The sequence below is a fragment of the Halanaerobium kushneri genome, assembly GCF_900156285.1.
Taxonomy (GTDB): domain Bacteria; phylum Bacillota; class Halanaerobiia; order Halanaerobiales; family Halanaerobiaceae; genus Halanaerobium; species Halanaerobium kushneri.
On record NZ_FTNC01000007.1, the window covers coordinates 1 to 17258 of the forward strand.

The 17258-nt window shown below is 33.7% G+C and carries 15 protein-coding genes, 1 pseudogene and 1 riboswitch; of the genes and pseudogenes, 15 read left to right on the plus strand and 1 reads right to left on the minus strand.

Translation table 11 applies throughout. From position 1 onward, the window contains the following. Window positions 1-340: 340 nt before the first annotated feature. The 3 genes from BW929_RS06065 to BW929_RS06075 are packed head-to-tail and all read left to right on the plus strand — an operon-like array spanning window position 341 to window position 2895. The gene (locus BW929_RS06065) at window positions 341-817 is read left to right on the plus strand and encodes a trimeric intracellular cation channel family protein (protein ID WP_076544614.1); all 477 of its coding nucleotides are present in this window, start codon (window positions 341-343) and stop codon (window positions 815-817) included. Between the two features lie 22 nt (window positions 818-839). Next, window positions 840-2015, plus strand: coding sequence for an amidohydrolase (locus BW929_RS06070; protein ID WP_076544486.1), 1176 nt, complete (start codon window positions 840-842; stop codon window positions 2013-2015). A gap of 25 nt (window positions 2016-2040) precedes the next feature. Continuing rightward, the gene (locus tag BW929_RS06075; protein ID WP_076544487.1) at window positions 2041-2895 is read left to right on the plus strand and encodes a VOC family protein; all 855 of its coding nucleotides are present in this window, start codon (window positions 2041-2043) and stop codon (window positions 2893-2895) included. Window positions 2896-3022: 127 nt separating this feature from the next. On the opposite strand, the pseudogene BW929_RS06080 reads toward BW929_RS06075, so the two are convergent. Then, window positions 3023-5680 (minus strand): annotated as a pseudogene (locus tag BW929_RS06080) (carboxylesterase family protein); the annotation flags it as partial. 203 nt (window positions 5681-5883) lie between these two features. On the opposite strand from BW929_RS06080, the gene BW929_RS06085 reads away from it, so the two are divergent. The 12 genes from BW929_RS06085 (at window position 5884) to BW929_RS06140 (ending at window position 17204) form a co-directional block, all read left to right on the plus strand. After that, window positions 5884-6639: a GntR family transcriptional regulator gene (locus BW929_RS06085; protein ID WP_076544489.1), complete on the plus strand. Its 756-nt coding sequence runs from the start codon at window positions 5884-5886 to the stop codon at window positions 6637-6639. Between the two features lie 82 nt (window positions 6640-6721). Then, window positions 6722-7747, plus strand: a complete 1026-nt coding sequence (locus BW929_RS06090; RefSeq protein WP_143414017.1) for a BMP family lipoprotein — start codon at window positions 6722-6724, stop codon at window positions 7745-7747. Between the two features lie 59 nt (window positions 7748-7806). After that, the gene (locus BW929_RS06095; RefSeq protein WP_076544490.1) at window positions 7807-9309 is read left to right on the plus strand and encodes an ABC transporter ATP-binding protein; all 1503 of its coding nucleotides are present in this window, start codon (window positions 7807-7809) and stop codon (window positions 9307-9309) included. Then, entirely contained in the window at window positions 9299-10360 is a 1062-nt protein-coding gene (locus BW929_RS06100) for an ABC transporter permease (RefSeq protein WP_076544491.1), read from the plus strand. The genes BW929_RS06095 and BW929_RS06100 overlap by 11 nt, the downstream gene beginning before the upstream one ends. Then, the gene (locus tag BW929_RS06105; protein ID WP_076544492.1) at window positions 10360-11277 is read left to right on the plus strand and encodes an ABC transporter permease; all 918 of its coding nucleotides are present in this window, start codon (window positions 10360-10362) and stop codon (window positions 11275-11277) included. Before BW929_RS06100 ends, BW929_RS06105 begins: the two co-directional genes overlap by 1 nt. Next, window positions 11270-12598: an amidohydrolase gene (locus BW929_RS06110; protein WP_084566114.1), complete on the plus strand. Its 1329-nt coding sequence runs from the start codon at window positions 11270-11272 to the stop codon at window positions 12596-12598. Before BW929_RS06105 ends, BW929_RS06110 begins: the two co-directional genes overlap by 8 nt. A 19-nt stretch (window positions 12599-12617) precedes the next feature. After that, window positions 12618-13394, plus strand: a complete 777-nt coding sequence (locus BW929_RS06115) for a nucleoside phosphorylase (protein WP_076544493.1) — start codon at window positions 12618-12620, stop codon at window positions 13392-13394. Window positions 13395-13584: 190 nt separating this feature from the next. Continuing rightward, window positions 13585-13890, plus strand: a complete 306-nt coding sequence (locus BW929_RS06120) for a nucleotidyltransferase family protein (protein WP_200805225.1) — start codon at window positions 13585-13587, stop codon at window positions 13888-13890. A gap of 399 nt (window positions 13891-14289) precedes the next feature. Further along, window positions 14290-14586, plus strand: a complete 297-nt coding sequence (locus BW929_RS06125; protein WP_076544494.1) for a nucleotidyltransferase family protein — start codon at window positions 14290-14292, stop codon at window positions 14584-14586. Beyond that, a complete protein-coding gene (locus BW929_RS06130; RefSeq protein WP_076544495.1) occupies window positions 14573-14908 on the plus strand; it encodes a HepT-like ribonuclease domain-containing protein in 336 nt (111 codons plus the stop codon). The genes BW929_RS06125 and BW929_RS06130 overlap by 14 nt, the downstream gene beginning before the upstream one ends. A gap of 38 nt (window positions 14909-14946) precedes the next feature. After that, window positions 14947-15071, plus strand: a riboswitch (cyclic di-AMP (ydaO/yuaA leader). Window positions 15072-15206: 135 nt separating this feature from the next. Further along, window positions 15207-16529, plus strand: coding sequence for a TrkH family potassium uptake protein (locus BW929_RS06135; RefSeq protein ID WP_076544496.1), 1323 nt, complete (start codon window positions 15207-15209; stop codon window positions 16527-16529). A gap of 21 nt (window positions 16530-16550) precedes the next feature. After that, entirely contained in the window at window positions 16551-17204 is a 654-nt protein-coding gene (locus BW929_RS06140) for a potassium channel family protein (RefSeq protein WP_076544497.1), read from the plus strand. Window positions 17205-17258 lie beyond the last annotated feature (54 nt).

Sequence of the window (17258 nt, forward strand, 5' to 3'; positions counted from 1 at the left end):
TAAAATAGCAGCCAGAATAGTAAAAACAGGCAGATATATTTATTACAAACTGGCAGAAGGCTGTCCCAACAAAGAATTATTCTTTAAGGTACTGGATAATATACAGGGTTTGGGATTTATCTGAACCTGAATACTAAACTACCTTAACATATAGGGCCTGTAAAGTTTTAAAGACAAAAAGGAAGAACAGGGGATATCTATACCCGATTTTAATAGTAATTTTTACCATAATACCAAAAACAGATCTTTTTTAAGAATTCAACTCAAAAAAATATTTTTAAGTTCTTAAATCAGATGATTTTAGAGTTAAATAAAAGGAAAAATTTATTTTGTGGTTGCTATGAATAATTCAGGTTTAATTAATAAGAATTTACCGGTTTCACTTGCTAACCCAATTTATCTTATAATTAGTATTTTATCAGCCTTGATAGTTATTTTATTTTATAAAAAGATTATTCGTTTTAATCAAATCTTAAATATTTTTGATGCTGTTGGTCTGGCTGCATTTACTGCAATTGGCTCAGATGTAGCAGTTAATAATGGTTATACCCAACCATTTATTATTATAGTTTTAGCAGTAATGACCGGGACAGGTGGGGGTACACTGCGAGACTTATTTGCAAATGAAATACCTTATGTGTTTCACAAAGAAGTCTATGCGGTAGCTGCTGTAATTGGATCAGTTTTCTTTATTATAACTTATCGAACTATTGGTAATAGTGCGGCTTTGTATACTGCTTTTGCAGTAACTTTTTTAATCAGGCTATTTTGTATTAAAAAAGATATACATTTAAAGAAAGTTTCAAAAGAGGCTTAATTATAATAGAAAGGATGTTTTTATGTCAGATATACTGGAAAAAGCTAAATCAATTGAAAACTATATTATTAATTTTAGAAGAGATTTACATAAAAATCCTGAACTCAGCAGTGAGGAATATCAAACTCAGGCTAAAATAATAAATGAATTAGAAAAAATGGAGATTGAGTACAGGAAAGTTGGAAATACATCATTAATAGCTACTCTAAAGGGCAAAAAAAGTGGAAAAACTATAGCTTTAAGGGGAGATATGGATGCTCTGCCAATAAAAGAGGAGGCAGATTTGGATTTTAAATCACAAAAATCTGGAATTATGCATGCCTGTGGACATGATGCTCATACTGCCATGCTACTAGGTGCCGCAAAAATTCTGTCTGGAATGAGAGATGAAATAGTTGGAGAAATTAAATTTTTCTTTCAGGAAGGTGAAGAAACATTTTTAGGTGCTAAAGAAATAATAAAAGCTGGGGGGATGGAGGAAGTTGATGCCTGTTTTGGTATGCATGGAATGCCAGAACTAGAAACTGGTTATGTTAATATTGAACCAGGATATAGAATGGCAGGTAGTGACACTATTTATGTTAAGTTTGAAGGTGTATCAGGTCATGGATCAGCTCCACATCGAGCTAAAGACACCATTTATCCTGCTTGTACTTTTGTCACAGATCTGCAGGGAATAGTAACTAAAAATATCGATGCGCAAAAGCCATTAGTTCTTTCAGTTGGTAAATTTGTTGGAGGAACAAAAGCAAATGTTGTTGCTAAATATACAGAACTTGATATCACTATGAGATATTTTGATTCTGAGGTCAGGAAAAAAGCTCATCAGGCAATAAAAAGGCACGCGAAAGCAATTGCAGATGCTTATGAACTTAAGGTGGATATAAGAATAGAAGATGGCACTCCCAGCCTTTATAATGATGAAAGCTTAACAGTTTTAGCAGCTCAATCTGCAGCAAAAGTTTTTGGAAAAGGTAGAAATAAAACTATACCTAAATATATGGGATCAGAAGATATGGCTTATTATTTTAAGCATGCTAAAGGAGTATACGCATTTATCGGATATAGAAATGAGGAAAAAGAAGCTGTTTATTTTCCCCATCATGAAAAGTTTAAGATTGATGAAGATTATATGAAATATGGTACCGCATTACATGTGCAGTTTGCTCTTGATTTTTTAAAGAACAGCGCAAGTTGATTTTCTAAAAGAGAGGAATGATAGAATGAAAGAATTTCATAAGCAAAAAAATAAATATGTCAAACAAATTGTACTAAAAGTCAGAGATTTAAATAAATCACTGGATTTTTATCAGAAAATATTGGGCTTTGATGTTTTAGAAAAAACAGCAAATAAAGTTTTATTAACAGCTGATGGATCAACCCCTATTATTACTTTAACTTCTTACGCTAATATAATTAAAAAACTACCAAAGCGAAAAGGCTTATATCACTTTGCAATTTTGCTCCCTGAGAGATTTCAGCTGGGATTATTTATTAAAAACTTGAGAGAAAATAATTATGAAATTACAGGAGGGACAGATCATGGTGTAAGTGAAGCAATATATCTTAAAGATCCAGATGATAATGGAATTGAAGTTTATTCTGATTTAGACAGCAGTGAATGGAATCGAAAAAATGGTCAGATAGAAATGATAACTGATCCTTTAGATTATGAGGATATATTGGATGAAGCAGGTGATAGAGTATGGGATGGTATTCCTAAAAAAGCAAAAATAGGTCATATCCATCTTCATGTTGGTAATTTAGAAAAGGCAGAAGAATTTTATGTTCAGGGATTGGGTTTTAATCTTATCCAGAAAATGGGGAGGTCAGCTCTATTCTTATCAACCGGAGGCTATCATCACCATATAGGATTGAATACTTGGAATGGGGTTGGAGCAGATCCACAGCCAGAAAATGCAGCTGGGATGTCATATTATATAATAAAATTTCCTGATCAGAAAACGATAAATGAGAGTATAGAAAATTTAAAAAAGCTGGGATATAAAATTATTGAAAAGGAAAACGACATATTTACAGAAGATCCTGCCGGCAACTTTATCAAGTTAGTTATTTAATTTTAAGGATCAAAACAGCTGTAAAATGACGGTAAAAAGTCGAATAAGATTGGCCTCTCGATTAAAGAGGAATTACCCCCAGAAGAGCTTCATTTTTGAAGCTCTTCTGGGGGTTTAGATTTGGTTTTTAGTTGTTAATTTTATATATTTTTTCAACTAACTCTTTGTTAACTTTATCTCTTAGTGGATAATTAGTGTTTAAAGCATTTTCTGATTTTCCATCATGCCAGTGCATAAAGTTTTCACCTGTTTTATTACTGCATTCATTCCAATTAGCTAAGTCTGCTCCATTTGGGTTTCCTGTTTTAATAAAATTAACAAAATAAGAAGAAATCTCGTCTGCTAAATTGTGATCTTTTTCTGTCCAATTTCTTTGTCCTTCAACATTTCTAAGTGAATAGAAAGAATACCAAAGTTCTGAAGAGTGAAAAGCACCATAAAAGTCAGAATTTCTACCTGGTGGGAAGTGGTTGAAATAGTATACATAAGCATTCATATTTTCATTATTTTCTTTAGCATATTTAGCCGATATAATATACTTTTGGAAAGCTAGGTCGCTCATTATTCTCCAGTTCATTTTATAAGCTTCTTTTTCACTTTCTGGATTATATGCCTTTAATCCTTTACTTCCATATTGGTTAATAATTGTTTCTTCAAAATTATTAACTGGCATTTTACCTTCTGGATTTCCAAATAATGAAGTCATTTCGTCACTTGTCCCACCAATCATTATATCAATATCATCTAAAGCACCTTTTTTTCTTAAATCAATTGACTCTTCTGTGAATACATAACCATCAATAGTAAAATTTGTTATTGAAGAGAGCAAATCGCTGCCATTATCCAGTTTGTTTTCTACAAATGCTGTAACAGGAAGTTCACGTAATTCAGTTAATGACATTTCTTTACCAAATGCTTCTTTAATAGCTTTTTTACCAGACTCAATACTTTCATCTAAAGTTTGATATTTCATAAATCTTGATTTTTGAGGCTCGGTAAGAAGCCCATCAAAACCGCTTTGGATTATTGCTGCTCTATATAAACCATCAGCTAAGGGTGAACGAAGTAGAGCTGTTACATTAAAAGCACCAGCCGATTGACCAGCGATTGTAACTTCACTTGGATTTCCACCAAATTCATTTATATTGTCTTGAACCCATTCTAGCCCTTTAATTAAATCGAGAATTGCATAGTTACCAGTAGATCCGTGTTCATTTTCAGCTGCAGCTTCTTCAAGAGCAAGAAATCCTAAAGCACCGAGTCTATATTGTACTTCAACTACAACAATCCCCTTTTCAGCCAATTTTGAGGCTTCAAATTCAACTTTAGAATTATAGCCGTGATTATTTCCTCCACCATGGATATAATATAGAACTGGCAAACCAACATTTGGAGACTCAGCTGGAGTATAAATGTTTAAATTTAGACCGTTTTCACTAAATTCAGGTATGTAATTATCATCATAGTAAAATTCGGTACCATAAAAACTTTCCCCTGGCTTGCTGGGAGGAGTTTGATATGCTCCATCTCCCCATTTAGTTGTTTTCTTAACTCCTGACCAGGATTTAACAGGTTGAGGGGATTTCCAGCGGTTTTGACCGGCAGTGTCAGAAGCAAATGGAAGTTTACCCTGTGGAATATAGTTTCCAGTGATAATATTCATAACTGCTGCATCACGAACTCCAAAAGTAGCAAGTAAGGCACCTGCATCTCTTAGACCACTTGCTTTATCAATAACAAATGGCTGACGAAAGTAAATTGAAAGAATGGTGTTTTCTGCTCCAACTTCGTCCATTATTTGATTAATATCTTCTAAAGAAGGTGATACAACCCAGCTTTCAGCTTCCGAGGGCTGTTCTATAGGTAATATTTGATCTTTGTTTTCAAGCATAACTATTGATTTACGCTGAGCTTCTTCAGCTTTTCTTTGATATGCTCTATTTCCAACTAAATAGGAAGCGCGATCAGGATCAACATAAGGATTTTCAAAAAGACCGAGTTCAAACTGTTCAGTTAAAAGTCTCTTTACAGATGTATTAACTCTTTCTTCGCTAAGCTTTCCATTTTCTACTAAATCAATAATAACACTGTTATCATTAAATCCTGAAAGCACATCAACACCAGCCTTTACAGACATTTCCATGCGCTCAGGAATAGTTTTGTTTTCTACACCCCAGGGAGTCATAGTCATAATACCTGTATCTGAGTTAACATTACCTGTAAATCCTAGTTCTCCTCTTAATAGATCTGTAATAATCCCCTTAGAGAAGGACATACCAACATCATTTGGTTCATAGTCCTGATCGACAGGCATACCATAATAGGGCATTACAGAAGTTAGTCCTGCATCAATTGCGGCTTTAAATGGTTTTACATGATAATCAAACATATCTGCTGGATAAACTTGGTTTTTACCAAAGTTGTAGTGAGCATCTCCTCCACCTTCTTGAGGACCACCACCAGGGAAATGTTTCATTGTCAGAACAATACTGTCATTAGTTATTTCTTTCCCTTGGAGATTTTCAATTAGCGTTGTCATAATATCAGCAGCAAGATCGGCATCTTCGGTGAAGGTTTCATGTATTCTGAACCAGCGAGGCTCTGTAGCTAAATCTGCCATGTAGCCATACATACTTCTTAAACCAATAGAATTCCATTCACTTCTCATGGTTCTAGCAAATTCAGCGATTAAATCCATATCTCTAGTAGCAGCTAGACCAGCTTCTTTTGGCCATTCTGAGAAAGAACCAGCAGATACATTAATACCAGCTTTTGCACCAGAATCATAAATCGACGTTTGACACCCCACCCCCTAGAGTACAAATGAATATTTAAAGAAATGAATTGTCTAGTCTCTCAATTGGAGATGATTTATCTTCAGATTATTTTAAATATTCTTGCAGGAAATTCTTATAAAACCTAGAATATATTAATAGCTTGTTAAACAAGTTATAAAACATGTACAACAAATGATTGGAGATGTTATTTATGGATAAAATTCAGATAATTGATAAAATTTCCAAAAAAGCAACTGATAGTCGTCCGTTATATGTTATAATTTATGAAAAATTATTTGATCTTATAAAAGAAGGCCATTTTAAGAGAGGTCAGAAATTACCTGGAGAGCATACACTTGCTAATCAATTTGGAGTTAGCAGAGGTACACTTAGACAGGCTCTATTGATATTACAAGAGGATGGTATTATCTATAACTATCAAGGCAAAGGTAATTTTGTTTCCCAAAACAAAAAAATGTTTGGAATAGGTTTAGAGAAAAAGGGTAATATTTTAAATATAGCTAATCGCGGGAAGGTGAAATTGACTGATGATATTGAAGTTTTTTTTGAATCTCCTAATAAAATGCTTCAATCAGAGCTAAAAATACAGGCGCATGAAATAATACTTGTTGTAAAAAGAGTATATAAGGTTGATAAAAAAGCAGTCTCGTACTTTATATCTTTTATTCCTTATAAAAATATAAATAAAGAGGAAATAGATATAGAAGATCATAGAAGTCTTGTGGATTACCTTGATAGTACTTTTTACAATAAGGTGGCTAATTCTCAATCTGAAATACTACTGACAGAAGCTGGTGATTTTATTGCTGATAAACTGAATATAAGAGAATATACACCACTAATTTTAATTGAAGAAGACCTATATAAAACAACTGGAGAAGTCCTAGCTTTTTATAAGCAATATTTTTTATCTGAATACTTTTCTTTCTATATTAACAGGAAATAATTATATGGAGGTGATTAACAAAGAGAGTTTAATTTAAAGTGATCAAAAATTGCTTTTCAAACAATTAAAGGAGGAGTAAAAAGTGAGACTTAAAAAAATCATGTTATTTTCATTAGTGGTGTTTTTTGTTTTTTCATTGACAGTGAGTATAGGTGCTGCAGAAGATAAGTTTGGCTTAATACTAGCAACTGGTGGATTGGGAGATCAGTCTTTCAATGATCTAACTTATCAGGGAATGGGAAGAGCTCAAGAAGAACTTGGTATTACTTTTGACTATGTAGAACCAAAAGAAATTGCTGATTATGAAACCTATCAGCGTGATTTGGCTAAATCAGGGGAGTATGGATTAATTGTTACAGTAGGATTTGATCAGGCTTCTGCTTTAGAAAAAATTGCAACTGAATATCCAGATCAGAAATTTGCAATTATTGACATGGTTGTCGATAAGCCAAACGTTGCTTCTTATGTATCGAAAGAGCATCAAGGTTCATTTCTTGTCGGAGCTCTAGCAGGTTTGATGGAAAAACAAAACAGCAATCCAAAACTTAATGATGATCAAGTAATCGGTATTGTAGGAGGTATGGACATACCATTAATCAGAAAATTTGTGGCTGGATATGAAGCTGGTGCTAAATATGTAAACCCTGAATTAGAAGTTCTGGTTGATTATGTAGGTGGCTGGAGTGACCCAACTACTGCAAAAGAAATTGCTATGGCCATGAATAGACGTGGTGCTGATATTGTTTATCATGCTGCAGGTGGGTCAGGACTTGGAGTTTTCCAGGCAGCAGAAAATGAAGATTTTCTTGCTATAGGAGTAAATTCAAATCAAAATCATATTAAACCAAATTACATTATAGCCAGTATGGTGAAAAAAGTTGATGTTGCAACTTATGATTCAGTTAAGAGTGTTCTTAATGATAGCTTTGAACCTGGTGTTCATAATCTTGGTATCAAAGATGGAGGAATTGATTATACTCGTGAGAACAGTGAAGTTGAAGTAGAAGAAGAAATAATAGAGCAAGTTGAAGATTTGAAAGAAAAAATTAAATCAGGCGAAATTGAAGTTCCTGATACAATTGAAGCTGTAGAAAGTTTCTTAAATTAATAAATTATAATCTCCGGTAGTTTGTAAAAGCTACCGGAGATTCAATGGAGTGACTAAATATGCCTTTAGCAATAGAAATGAAAAAAATAACAAAGAAATTTCCTGGAGTTATGGCAAATGACAAGGTTAATTTTAATGTTGAAAAAGGAGAAATACACAGTCTTTTAGGTGAAAATGGTGCGGGTAAAACGACTCTAATGAATGTGCTGTTTGGATTATATAAACCTGAAGATGGAGAAATATTTTTAGAGGGAGAAAAAGTTAATATAAAAAGTCCGAAGCAAGCATTGGAAAAGGGTTTAGGAATGGTTCATCAGCATTTTATGTTGGTTAACAGAATGACTGTACTTGAAAATATTATTTTAGGTATGAGTAATGAGCTTGCATTGAATAAAAAAGAACATAAAAGAAGTATTAATGAATTAGCAGAAAAATATGATTTTGCGATTAATATTGATGAGAAAATTGAAAACCTCTCTGTGGGTATGAAACAAAGGGTGGAAATATTAAAGACTTTATATCGTGGCGCTGAAATTATTATTTTTGATGAACCAACAGCTGTTCTAACACCAGGTGAGGTTGAAGAGCTATATAATATTTTAAATATGTTAAGAGAACAGGGAAAAACAGTTATATTTATAACACATAAACTGAATGAAACTATGGAGATTGCCGATAGAATAACTGTTTTGCGTAACGGTAAAAAAGTTTCAACTGAAAAAAAGGAAAATACAAATACCAATAAATTAGCTCAGCTAATGGTAGGAAGAGAAGTTGATTTTGAAGTTGATATCAAAGAAAAAGACCCTGGAAATGAGATATTGAAGATTAAAAATTTAGAGCTACTCTCAGACAGGAGTGAAACTATTGATCTCAGCGTTCATCAGGGTGAGATAGTTGGAGTTGCTGGAGTTGAAGGCAATGGACAGCTGGAATTAGAAGAGATGATTATGGGATTAAAAAAGGTTGAAACCGGTCATATTTCTTTATCTAACAAAGAAATTACTAATACAAGTACTAAAGAACGGAAGAAAATGAGAATAGCCTATATACCATCAGACAGGCATAACCGGGCTGTGTTTAAAAACTTTACAATTAAAGAAAATATTTTACTTGGCTATCATTATAAGTCTCCATTTTGTAAAAATCATATCATTCAAGAAGAGAAATTAAGAGAACATAGTGAAAAAATAATTTCTGACTATAATGTAAAAACCCCAAATAGTGGACAATTATTAAAAAATCTATCAGGCGGTAATCAGCAAAAAGTCGTATTAGGAAGAGAAGTAAGTCAGAAACCAGAATTTGTACTGGCTGCACAGCCTACAAGAGGGCTTGATATTGGAGCAATTGAATATATTCATAATCTTTTACTTGATTTAAGAGAAGATAATAAGGGAATTCTATTAATCTCAGCTGATCTCAATGAAGTAATCAAATTGAGTGACAGAATAGCTGTATTATATGAAGGTAAAATTATGGCTTTTAAAGATAAAAAGAACTTTACACGAAATGAAATTGGAATGTTAATGGCCGGGGAGATGGTAGAAAATGAAGTTTAAAGATATAATAGGAGGTATTTCGAGATCTGAGTCAGTTAAAGATGTATATATATCTTTATTCTCCATCCTATTAGCCCTAATTATTGGTGCGTTTTTAATATTTTTAATTGGTAGTTCACCTCTTCAGGCATTTACAGTAATGTTTGATGGTGCTTTTGGATCAGTAAGTAATATAGCAAATACCTTGACCAAAACAATTCCTTTAATATTTACAGGTCTTGCTGTTGCTGTCGCTTTTCGCTGTGGATTATTTAATATAGGAGCTGAAGGACAGTTATATTTAGGTGCATTTTTTAGTGTGTTGACAGCACTAAAGTTTTCTTTTTTGCCAGCTTTTATTCTGCTACCTGTAGCAATACTTGGAGGAATTATCTCTGGTATGATTTGGGGAGGAATTCCTGGGTTTCTTAAAGCACAATTTGGTACCCATGAAGTTGTTGTTACTGTAATGATGAATTATATAGGTATAAATATAACTTCATATTTAGTAAATTACCCTTTTAAGGCAGAAGGTTGGGTTGCCCAGACTGATATAATTCCTACTGCAGCAATATTACCTAAATTAATTCCCAAAACACAACTTTCAGCTGGTTTAATTGTGGCAGTTATTGCTGCCCTAGCAGTGTATTTTTTACTCTGGAAAACAGATATTGGTTATGAAATCAGAGCTGTGGGAGAAAATCCAACTACTGCTGAATCAGGTGGGATTAATATTAAGAAAAATATATCTCTAGCTATGGCAATCAGTGGAGGACTAGCTGCTTTGGCTGGTGTAACACAGTCTTTGGGTGTATATGAGAGATTTATTGACGGCTTTTCTCCTGGATATGGTTTTACTGGTATTGCTGTAGCAGTTTTAGGTAGAAACCATCCCTTGGGAGTAATATTAACTGCTCTTCTGTTTGGAGCCCTTGAAACGGGTGCTCTTAAAATGGATAGAGTTACTGAAATATCTAATGACTTAGTAATAGTTATTCAAGGTTTAGTTATTCTTTTTGTAGCTGCACCAGAGATAATTAGATCTATTCTTAAGAGGAGGGAGAGCCAATAATGGAAATATTTAATGTTTTGAATTTTGATCTTATACCACTGACATTAAGGTTGGCTGTCCCAATTGCTCTGGCAGCTATAGGAGGAACTTTGTCTGAACGCAGTGGAATTATAAATATTGGACTTGAGGGTATGATGCTGACTGGTGCATTTGGAGCAGTATATGGTTCTTTTTTGACAGGTTCTCCTTGGTTTGGTGTGATTTTTGCCTGCCTGGCTGGCTTAATAATTGGAAGTATACATGCTGTATTAACAATAAAATATAAGGCTAATCAGGTAGTTACGGGTGTTGGAATTAATATTCTTGCTATGGGCTTTACTACAACAATGATTAAAGTAATCTGGGGAAAAGAGGGGATGTCAGGTGAGGTAAATAACTTATCTGATGTTTCAATTCCTATTTTAAAGGAAATTCCACTTATAGATTGGCTTTTTACTGATCAGTCACCACTTACCTATTTTATGTTAATAGTTGTAATTTTAAGCTGGTATATTCTTTTTAAAACCAATATTGGTCTTAATTTACGTGCAATTGGAGATCATCCGAGAGCAGCAAGAATTTCAGGGATTAATGTTACTAAGTATAGATATACTTGTGTTATGTTAAGTGGCCTTTTAGCCGGCCTTGGTGGTGCTTTTCTTTCTTTAGTGCAGAATAGTTTATTTGTACAGAATATGACTGCTGGAAGAGGTTATATGGCACTTGCCGCTAATATTTTTGGAGGCTGGAATCCTTTAGGTTCATTTGTTGCAAGTTTAATTTTTTCCTTTGCTCAGGCTATTCGTTTTAATATGATTGGTTATAATATTCCTGATCAGTTTATCCAGTCGCTACCATATATTCTTACACTGGCAGTGCTGGTTGGTGCAGGCAGAAAGACAAGAGCACCGGAAGCGCTTGGTGAGATTGATGAATAATATTTATACTTTAACGGATGCAGTGATTTTAACTATGGACGATAACCAACCATTAATTAATACAGGAAGAATAGTTATAGAAAATGATTGTATTAAAAAAATTGGTCAGAGCAGTGAAATTGATGCAGAAGGTAAAATATATTCTTTAAAAGATAAATTACTGATGCCTGGTTTAATTAACACTCATTCACACAGTGTCTCACCTTTATTTAGAGGTATGGCTGATGATTTAAAATTAATGGATTGGCTAAATAACGTCATCTGGCCAGCTGAGAAACATTTAAGTCCAGAAGCTGCTTACTGGGGAGCTGCGATGTGTGCTCTTGAATATATAGAAAATGGAATTACAACTTTTGTTGATCAGTATTATTTTGCTGAAGATATTGCCAGGGCAGTAGTAGATACTGGTATCAGGGCAGTTTTAGCACCATCTGTTTTTAGTGGTAAAACAGCCGAAACTAAGAATACCTTTCATGCTGCCAGAAATTTTATTAAAAAATACCAGCTTAGGTCTGGGGAAACAAATATTTATCCTGCTATTGGACCCCATGCACCTTATAGCTGTGAACAAAATTTGTTAGAAGAGGTAGGTGAATTCGCCAAAGAAAAAGATGTTCTGGTGCATATCCATATTTCTGAAACAGTTGATGAAAATAGAGAGATTCAAGAAAAATATGGTGTTACCCCAACTCAGTTTTTAAAACAAACAGGTATTTTGGATAATAAGGTCATTGCTGCTCACTGTATCCATTTAAATGAACAGGATCTTCAAACCTTTAAGCATAAAGAAATAGCTGTAAGTTATAATCCGATCAGTAATCTGAAATTGGTTTCAGGTATCATGCCGATGAAGGCTATGGTCGAAAAAGGATTATTAATAACTGTTGGAACAGATGGGGCTCAGAGCAATAATTCTTTGGATTTGTTACGAGATTTAAAAACAGGGGTTTTGTTACAAAAACAGTTCAATGAAGATGCAACTTTTATTAAAGCAAAAGAGGCTGTAGAATTTGTAACAAAAAATGGAGCAAAAGCTATTGGTTTAGAAGATCAGTTAGGTTCACTTGAAATTGGAAAAAAAGCTGATCTTATAAGTATTGATCTTAACTCTGTTAATTTGAATCCGGTTCATTATAATTATCTTGATAATATTTATTCTGCGATTGCATATTCAGCTTCAGGAAAAGAAGTTCTGGATGTAATTATCAATGGGGAATTTATTATGCAAGATGGTAATTTCTTAAAACTAAGCAAAAAGACTATTTTGAATAATTCTAAAAAACAGGCTGAAATTTTAATGAAAAAAGCAGGTTTGCTATAATATATGGGAGGTAATAATTATGAGCTTAACTAATAAACAGGAAAGAACGGAAGGGAAAAAACAGTATCATATTCATCTAAAACCAGGAGATATAGGTAAATATGTTCTATTGCCAGGAGATCCTGCAAGAGCTGATAGAGTAGCAAAATATTTAGATGATGCTGAGTTAAAAGCAGATCATCGAGAACATAGAACTTTTACGGGGTTTTATAAAGGGGTTAAGATATCAGTTACTTCAACAGGAATGGGCTGTCCTTCAGCCTCGATTGCCGCTGAAGAGTTGATTAATATTGGGGTGGAGTGTTTAATTAGAATTGGTAGTACAGCAGCTTTACAACCGGAACCTAAAATTGGAGATCTTATTGTTTCTACAGGGTCAATGAAAAATGAAGGTACTTCAAAATTTTATGTTCCTGATGTTTTTCCTGCAGTACCAGATTTTGAATTGACAAGAACTATTTTGGATACTACTGCTGAAATGGCAGAAGAATTAGGTTATAATTATCATTATGGTATTAATGCGACAGATGATGCTTTTTATGGTGAAGATGAAGCCTGGCTTAAAAAGCTTTCTGATTTAGGAATACTGAATGTGGAGATGGAAAGTTCAGCTATTTATACTGTCTGTCATAAAAGAAAGAAAAGAGGAGCGATGATTTCAGCGGTTTCAGGGAATCTTGTAACAAATGATGTTATTTATGAAACAGAAAACGAAGGCTTAATCAAGGGCTGGGAGAATGAGATAAAAGTTGTATTAGAAGCCATTTATAGGTTTGAACAGAGAAATCTATCGTAAAAACAATTTTTGCTACAAGTCTGTATAAAGAAATATTTGAATAAAACTCGCATCTCAATTGGAGATGATTTACCCTCAGAGAAACTTCATTTTGTTCAGTTATTGATGGAGCTTTTCTGGGGTTTTTGTTTTTATACTTATGTATTTATGATATAATAGAAGCAGAAATTAATAAAGAAAGGATTTCAATATGAAATGGAAAAATATTAGAGATGAATATCCCGACTGTTGGATCCTATTAGAAGCAATAGAAGCTCATTCGGACCAGGAAAAAAGAGTGGTTGATAAATTAGCAGTTCTGGATAAATTTAATAATAGTGAGATTGGTCTGCTTGTTGAATTTAAAGAAGGAGAAAAAACCTTTGATAATTATATGAATCTAAAATTTTATCTTGAGGATAATTTAAATAAAGATGTAGATCTTGTGATTAAAGATGCCTTAAAAGAAGAGTTAAAGGCAGATATTTTAGGAAGTGCTAAATATGCGCAGGCCTGAAGTCTAGACATAGTGTCTGGTTATTTTTTTACCTTATATAACAAATGGTGCCCCCGGTAGGAGTCGAACCTATGCTCAAGGCTTCGGAGAGTTTTGTCGAAGTTCCTTATATTAGCATCTTTTCTTATAATCCCTGTCATAACAGCTATCTAGTGTTGGAAATATCCCATATAGTTGTAAATAAATGTATATTTTACTGCGGTATTTAACGGTGGCTGAGGCTCACTGCGGTGAAATCACGGTGGAAAATTGAATAAAATTAGTATCTCAATTGGAGATGAATTACCCTCAGAGAACCTTCGTTTTTTAGTTAGTAATGGAGCTATTCTGAGGGTTTTTGTTTTTATACTCATGTCTTTATGATATAATAGAACTAGAACAAAATAGGAGGTCGATATTATGACAGCTCAAAAGATTATTGAATTTCTACAAAGAAACAGAAGTATTTTAAATAGATTTGGAGTTAAAAGCATTGCCTTATTTGGCTCTTATGCTAGTGGTCAGGCTACTAATAATAGTGATATTGATCTGCTTGTTGAATTTAAAGAAGGAGAAAAGACCTTTGATAATTATATGGAACTAAAATTTTATCTTGAGGATAATTTAAATAAGGATGTAGATCTTGTGATTAAAGATGCCATAAAAGAAGAGTTAAAGAAAGATATTCTAGGAAGTGCTAAATATGCGCAGGCCTGAAGTATATTTAAAGGACATTTTAAATTCAACAAATAAAGTTCAGAACTATTCAGGTGATATGTCATTTGAAGAATTTAAAGAAAAAGAGATGGTTCAAGATGCTATTCTAAGAAACCTTGAAATTATAGGTGAAGCTGTTAAAAACATACCTGCTGATATTCGTGAGGAATATCCTGATTTAGAATGGAGAAAAATTGCTGGCCTTAGAGATATATTAATCCATGACTATTTTGGTGTTGACTTAGAAATAGTTTGGAATGTAATTGAAAATAAAATACCACAACTTAAAATAGCAATAGAAGATATTTTGAATCATATTTGACAATATTATTATAATGTGTTTTAATATAGGAAAAGAAAATATTTCTGTTGTCTAATCTCATCTGAGAGCGGGGGACCCACTTTTTTGGGGCGAATCTATTTTTAGAAGAAGACCTTTACTTCTAGCCCGACAGCTAACTCCGTAGACTTTAAATAAGGGACAGACTTGATGCCACCATGTATTCTATATGGTGAAATTTATCTATGGCACTACAGTCTATCTGTAGTGTTTTTTTGATTTTATAGAGCTTTTTCTAAATATATAACTTATTATACTTGTCTGGAAAGGAGTAGAGAGAATGAAGATCAGTAAGAAAAATTTAACCCCGGCACAGTACTTAGTTTTTGGTTATTTTATTATTATCATGCTGGGTTCAATACTTTTAATGCTGCCAGTTGCAACAACTGATGGTCAGGGACTGGGGGCTATAGATGCAGTTTTTACAGCAACTTCTGCCACCTGTGTCACAGGTTTGATTGTTGTTAATACTAAAGAAGCCTTTACTCATTTTGGCTCAACAGTGATTATGCTTTTAATCCAAATTGGTGGACTGGGTATCATGTCAATGTCTACCTTATTTGCCTTTATTATTGGGAAGAAGATTAGTTTAAAAGAAAGATTAATTATTCAAGAAGATTTAAATCAGTATCAGATATCGGGAATGGTGAGATTGGTCCAGTACTTGCTTGGTTTTACCTTTGCAATTGAAGGAACTGCTGCAGTTATCTTATTTTTCCGTCTGGTTGAGGATTATCCTACAGGGAGGGCAATTTATCTGGCTATTTTCCACGCTATATCTGCGTTTAATAATGCTGGTTTTGATCTTTTTGGAAACAGCCTGGAGAACTTTACCGGTGATATAACAATTAACTTTGTTATTATGGCTTTAATTATCCTCGGTGGTATAGGTTTTGGAGTGATGGTAGAAGCTTATAACAGAGTTAAGTTTAAAAAAACAACTCTGCAGACTAAAATAGTACTTTTAATTACTTTAGCTTTACTTATCTTTGGTTTTATAATCTTTTTTGTTTTAGAATATGACAATACTCTTGCTGGTCTGCCCTTGCTTGATAAGACCCTGGGGGCAATGTTTTTATCTGTAACTCCTAGAACAGCAGGTTTTAACACAGTACCAACCGGGGCTTTAAAACAGTCTTCACTTTTTATAATTATTATCCTGATGTTCATCGGAGCTTCTCCCGGTTCAACTGGTGGAGGTATTAAGACAACAACTTTTGGAGTGATGCTTGTTACCTTAAAAAATATGATCACAGGTAAAGAAGATATGGAAGTATATAACCGCCGTTTTGAAAAAAAGATTGTCTATGAAGCCTTTACTATTACAATGCTTGCTGCCGGGCTTGTTGTACTTGTAACTACGCTTTTATTAGTGATAGAAGATTTTCAGTTTATAGATATTTTATTTGAGACCGTTTCTGCCTTCGGTACAGTGGGACTTTCAACAGGAATTACCGGACAGTTATCTGACATTAGTAGAGTCTTAATTACAATTACTATGTTTGCCGGTAGAGTTGGTCCACTAACCCTGGCACTTGCTTTTGGCGAAAGAGTAAGAAAAGGAAAATATCATTATCCAACAGAAAAAGTAATGGTCGGTTAATTTTGATAGGAGGACAAATAAATGAAGCAGTTTGTAGTAGTAGGTTTGGGTAGATTTGGTGCCAGTGTTGCAACAACTCTGGCTGAAAATGGACATGATGTATTAGCAATTGACCGTGATCCCGAAAAAGTTCAGGCGATCAGTGCAGATGTAACTCATGCTGTAGAAGCTGATGCGACTGACGAAGAGGCTTTAAAAACTCTGGGAGTCAGGAACTTTGATGTGGCAGTTGTCAGCATTGGAGATAATGTTTCAGCAAATATATTATGTACTTTAATCTTAAAAGAGTTAAATTTACCTTTTGTAATAGTTAAAGCACCAGATAAATTACACGGCAAAGTTTTAACCAAAGTTGGTGCAGACAGAATAGTCTATCCTGAAAGAGATATGGGGGCTAGAATTGCTCAGAACCTTATTTCTTCAAATGTTTTAGACTATATAGAATTTGCTCCCGAATATGGTGTAATAGAGCTTTTAGCAACTGATAAAATGATAGGCAAATCCTTAAAAGAACTTGAATTAAGAGCCAGTTTCGATGTCAATGTAATGGCAATCAAGCGGGGAGAAAACATCCATATTTCTCCTGGAGCAGATGATATAATTGAAGAGGGGGATAAATTAGTTCTAATGGGTAAAAATGAGAATCTGGACAAAATGCGTGATTTTGGGAATTAGTTTATTAATACAATGATAGAGATAATGTCTAATATAAATTATGATTAAACAGAC

Coding starts and splice junctions, on each gene's coding strand:
- BW929_RS06140 (WP_076544497.1), top strand. CDS start 16,551: ATGAAGCAGTTTGTAGTAGTAGGTTTGGGTAGATTTGGTGCCAGTGTT.
- BW929_RS06100 (WP_076544491.1), top strand. CDS start 9,299: ATGAAGTTTAAAGATATAATAGGAGGTATTTCGAGATCTGAGTCAGTT.
- BW929_RS06065 (WP_076544614.1), top strand. CDS start 341: ATGAATAATTCAGGTTTAATTAATAAGAATTTACCGGTTTCACTTGCT.
- BW929_RS06110 (WP_084566114.1), top strand. CDS start 11,270: ATGAATAATATTTATACTTTAACGGATGCAGTGATTTTAACTATGGAC.
- BW929_RS06135 (WP_076544496.1), top strand. CDS start 15,207: ATGAAGATCAGTAAGAAAAATTTAACCCCGGCACAGTACTTAGTTTTT.
- BW929_RS06075 (WP_076544487.1), top strand. CDS start 2,041: ATGAAAGAATTTCATAAGCAAAAAAATAAATATGTCAAACAAATTGTA.
- BW929_RS06120 (WP_200805225.1), top strand. CDS start 13,585: ATGAAATGGAAAAATATTAGAGATGAATATCCCGACTGTTGGATCCTA.
- BW929_RS06095 (WP_076544490.1), top strand. CDS start 7,807: ATGCCTTTAGCAATAGAAATGAAAAAAATAACAAAGAAATTTCCTGGA.
- BW929_RS06105 (WP_076544492.1), top strand. CDS start 10,360: ATGGAAATATTTAATGTTTTGAATTTTGATCTTATACCACTGACATTA.
- BW929_RS06070 (WP_076544486.1), top strand. CDS start 840: ATGTCAGATATACTGGAAAAAGCTAAATCAATTGAAAACTATATTATT.
- BW929_RS06125 (WP_076544494.1), top strand. CDS start 14,290: ATGACAGCTCAAAAGATTATTGAATTTCTACAAAGAAACAGAAGTATT.
- BW929_RS06085 (WP_076544489.1), top strand. CDS start 5,884: ATGGATAAAATTCAGATAATTGATAAAATTTCCAAAAAAGCAACTGAT.
- BW929_RS06130 (WP_076544495.1), top strand. CDS start 14,573: ATGCGCAGGCCTGAAGTATATTTAAAGGACATTTTAAATTCAACAAAT.
- BW929_RS06115 (WP_076544493.1), top strand. CDS start 12,618: ATGAGCTTAACTAATAAACAGGAAAGAACGGAAGGGAAAAAACAGTAT.